Below are 4,503 nucleotides of genomic sequence, written 5' to 3' on the forward strand. Positions count from 1 at the left end.
GCTACACTTATTGTTTAATCCGGAAAATTTGTATTTTTCAATTTTATCCGGAACTTACAAGTAAGTGTGCACATGCTCATGCTGGGCACACACAAAGTGTATAAATCATTGGGCGGAAAGTGCTAATTTCAAGGTCGTTACATCTAATAAACTTTGTAGCGGTTTGACAGGAAAGTGCTTCGAAATGCCCAACGCTTCATACACAAACCGTTACCAACAAGCCAAAGAAAGAAACGGCAGTGGTAATTTTGCAATGAGAAAAAAAGAAAAATGAGACAGCCAACCCACAAAACAGCACATTCACAAGCCCTGACACACAAGCCGATGCTTCAGCTTGCAAAAGAGCTGTTTTTTTGCCTACGCACTGGCGGTAAATTGATACATTTGTGATTATTAGAAACGGATTGATATAAAAATGACAATAGAACAATACATAGACAACATAAATCAACGCTATAAGTTAGGCAATGCGACTGAACATACATTTCGTGGCGATTTACAACAATTGATTGAAAGTTTAGTTCCGACAATTCGTGCAACAAACGAACCGAAAAGACAAAGTTGCGGAGCACCTGACTACATCTTGACAAAAAAGGATATTCCAGTTGGATTCATTGAAGCAAAAGACATTGGCGATACTGATTTGGAGGGGAAAAAGAAAACTGGACACAGAGAACAATTTGACAGGTATAAGGCTTCATTGAGTAATTTGATTTTCACAGATTATTTACGTTTTCATTTATACCACGACGGAGAACTGATTACTAAAATCGAGATTGGTGAAATTACAGACAAAGGGATTAAACCGCTTACCGAGAATTTCGCCAGTTTTGAAAACCTGATAAAAGATTTTTGCGTCCACATTGGACAAACGATAAAAAGCCCAAAAAAATTAGCAGAAATGATGGCGGGCAAAGCCCGCCTGCTTTCTGAAATTATAGAAAAGGCGTTGACCAGCGATGAAGAAAACGAAGAAAATAGCTCGCTGAAAGACCAAATGATTGCGTTTAAACAAATCCTGATACATGATATAACACCAAAGGGATTTGCAGATGTTTACGCTCAAACAATTGCATACGGAATGTTTGCAGCCCGACTGCATGATACTTCATTAAACGATTTCAGCAGACAGGAAGCCGCAGAACTTATTCCAAAATCAAATCCCTTTTTAAGAAAACTATTCGGTTACATATCAGGGCCAGACATTGACGACCGTATAAAATGGATTGTTGACAGCCTTGCAGATATTTTCTTAGCGACAAACGTAGAAGAAATTCTAAAAAATTACGGGAAATCAACAAAAATGGAAGACCCAATAATCCATTTTTACGAAACGTTCCTAAGCGAATACGACCCAAAATTGCGTAAAGCTCGTGGAGTTTGGTACACTCCGCAACCTGTTGTTAATTTTATTGTTCGTGCCGTTGACGATATTTTAAAATCAGAATTTGATTTACCTCAAGGACTTGCCGATACTTCAAAGACAACGATAAAAGTTGATATGCAAGGCAAAAAAGTTGACCAAGAAGTACACAAAGTTCAAATACTTGACCCTGCAACTGGAACAGGGACTTTCCTTGCCGAAGTTGTAAAACACATACATAAAAAATTTGCTGGTCAGCAAGGCATTTGGAGTAATTATGCAGAAACGCATTTATTGCCTCGTTTAAATGGTTTTGAGATACTTATGGCAAGTTATGCAATGGCACATTTGAAACTTGATTTGCTTTTAAAGGAAACAGGATTTAAACCAACCAAAGACCAGCGTTTTAGAGTATACCTTACTAACAGTTTGGAAGAATATCATCCTGATACTGGCTCACTTTGGGCTACGGTTTTTGCTAACGAAGCAAATGAGGCTAACCATATAAAGCGAGATACTCCTGTAATGTGTGTGATTGGAAATCCTCCTTACAGTGGCGAAAGCTCCAATCAAGGTGCTTGGATTATGAATCTGATGGAAGATTATAAAAAAGAGCCTGGAGGTAAAGTAAAGCTGAAAGAGAAAAATTCAAAATGGATTAATGATGATTACGTCAAGTTTTTACGATATGGTCAGCATTTTATTGAGAAAAATGGAAGTGGCGTATTGGCTTTTATCAACCCACATGGATTTCTAGACAATCCAACTTTTCGAGGAATGCGTTGGAATTTGATTAGAACATACGACAAAATTTTCACAATCGATTTACATGGCAATTCAAACAAAAAAGAAACCGCTCCAGATGGAAGTGCCGATATCAATGTTTTTGACATTCAACAAGGAGTTTCAATCAATGTTTTCATTAAAACAGGTAAGAAAAAAACAAACGAATTAGGCAAAGTATTCCATTATGATTTATATGGTAAAAGAGATAGTAAATATGATTTCTTAACTGAAAACACTTTAAAGTCTATAAAATTCACGGAACTTCAAAATGAAGCTCCAATGTTTTTCATGGTAAAGAAAGATTTTGAAATTAAGAAAGTTTATGAAAGAGGATTTAATGTATGTAAACTCTTTAAAGTTAGTGGCGCAGGCATTGTTAGTAAAAGAGATGCTTTGGCATTTCAAAATTCAAAAAATGAAATCAAAGAAAAGATAAACGATATTTACAATCTTTCTTACTCAGAAATTGAAACCAAGTATAATTTTATTAGTTGGAAAAGTAGAGATGGAAAAGTAGAGTTTTGTAAGGATAATGTTATGAAATTTGGTATTAAGGAAGAATTGTTTGTAAAATATGCATATCGCCAATTTGACAATAAATGGACATATTATACAGGCGATTCAAAAGGTTTTATTGGATGGCCTGTGAAGCAAGTAATGAGCCATCTTCTGAAAGATAATGTTGCATTAATTTTTTCAAGACAAACCTCAAGTGAATGGAAACATCTTTTTATTTCAAAACATATTGGAGACTTTAATATTACAGGCAATGCTGGGACTAATGGTTCTGGTTATTATTTTCCACTTTATCTGTACCCTGAAACCAATGGTCAACAAACCATTGAACAACAAAAAGAACGATTACCAAACCTGAATTCAGAAATTGTAAAACAAATAGAAGAAAAATTAGCATTAACATTTACGGCCGAAAAAGAAACAACCGAAAACACCTTTGCCCCAATTGATATTTTAGATTATATCTACGCAGTTCTATATTCGCCAACTTACAGGAAAAAATATAACGAGTTTCTGAAAATTGATTTTCCAAGAGTACCGTACCCAAAAGACACAGATAATTTTTGGCAATTAGTAAGTTTGGGCGGAGAAATACGCAAAATACATTTATTAGAAAGCCAAACCGTTGAAAATTATATCACTCAATACCCAATTGACGGTGATAATGTGGTTCAAAAACCGTCATTTGAAAACGAGAAAGTTTACATTAACGACACACAGTATTTTGATAATGTTCCCGAAACATCTTGGAATTTCTTCATAGGCGGTTATCAACCAGCCCAAAAATGGTTAAAAGACCGTAAAGACAGCAAACTGGAATTTGATGATATTTTACATTATCAGAAAATAATTGTAGCACTTTCGGAAACTGACAGATTAATGAAAGAAATTGATAAAATTGCGATTGAGTAAATGATAACGACATTAATTATATTTAGTATTCTAACGGTTATTGTAATAGGGTTTGTTCTTGTTTACAATCGTCATTCAAGGGTTATCAAGAAAATTGAATTTGCAGGTGAATACAGAAATAAGTTTGTTGAATTTGCTAACAAGTATTTTAAAACTTATGACCGTTGGAGCCGTTCAGGTGATTTTGATGGTGAACTTTATGTATGGCTTACAATGAATGTAAGTAAAATCCAAAGTTATGTTGGTTCATTTGGCGAAATGACATATAAACCTGCTTTTCAAAACTATATGATTAACAATTATCAAATAATTATAAATACAATACCAAAATTTAGAGAAGGTCAAGTTGAAAATTTTGATGTTGGTGCAGTTGATGACTGCTTGTTGCGATACATTGGTCATTTAGAAGAATACAGTAAAGACACTCGCAAGAATTTAAGAAATCCTATTGTGTGGTTTCGAGAAGGGTTTAAAGAAATTATGAGCATTCCGATTTTCATTCTAAGTTGGTTTGGTATCATTAGCAATCGGACAGTTAGTTCAATAAAAAACAGTTTGATTTACAAAGTAATTTCAGGTCTTATTGCTTTGGTGACTTTGGTAAGCGGGATTGTTACAATAATTGTTGGATATGACCAAACAAGAGAATTTATTAAAAAAATAATTGGATTATAATATGAAAAGCCCACGCTTCACAGCCACACACATTGCCAAGTCGCTCGAAAAGCCAACCGCACGGCCAAAACTTGTCAAAGAGTGTGTCTGTCCGAACGCACGAGGCACTGCAAAATTGATAGCTAATTGTTTGAAAATGAATAAAGGCCAGTTGGTAATCGAGTAGACTGCCCCGCCAGCAGAAACTGACGGGGAAAGCCTCTCACACCACCGTACGTACGGGTCTCGTATACGGCGGTTCGTTAAATCAT

General features: G+C 35.2%; 2 protein-coding genes. Both read left to right on the top strand.

Translation table 11 applies throughout. The features are described 5' to 3' along the window. Positions 1–415 precede the first annotated feature (415 nt). Positions 416–3,577, top strand: a complete 3,162-nt coding sequence (locus CLV93_RS20005; protein ID WP_106544006.1) for a type ISP restriction/modification enzyme — start codon at positions 416–418, stop codon at positions 3,575–3,577. After that, on the top strand, positions 3,578–4,252 hold the full coding sequence (locus CLV93_RS20010; protein ID WP_106544007.1) for a hypothetical protein: 675 nt from the start codon (positions 3,578–3,580) through the stop codon (positions 4,250–4,252). Positions 4,253–4,503 lie beyond the last annotated feature (251 nt).

This window comes from Prolixibacter denitrificans, assembly GCF_003014495.1.
GTDB classification, from domain to species: Bacteria; Bacteroidota; Bacteroidia; order Bacteroidales; family Prolixibacteraceae; genus Prolixibacter; species Prolixibacter denitrificans.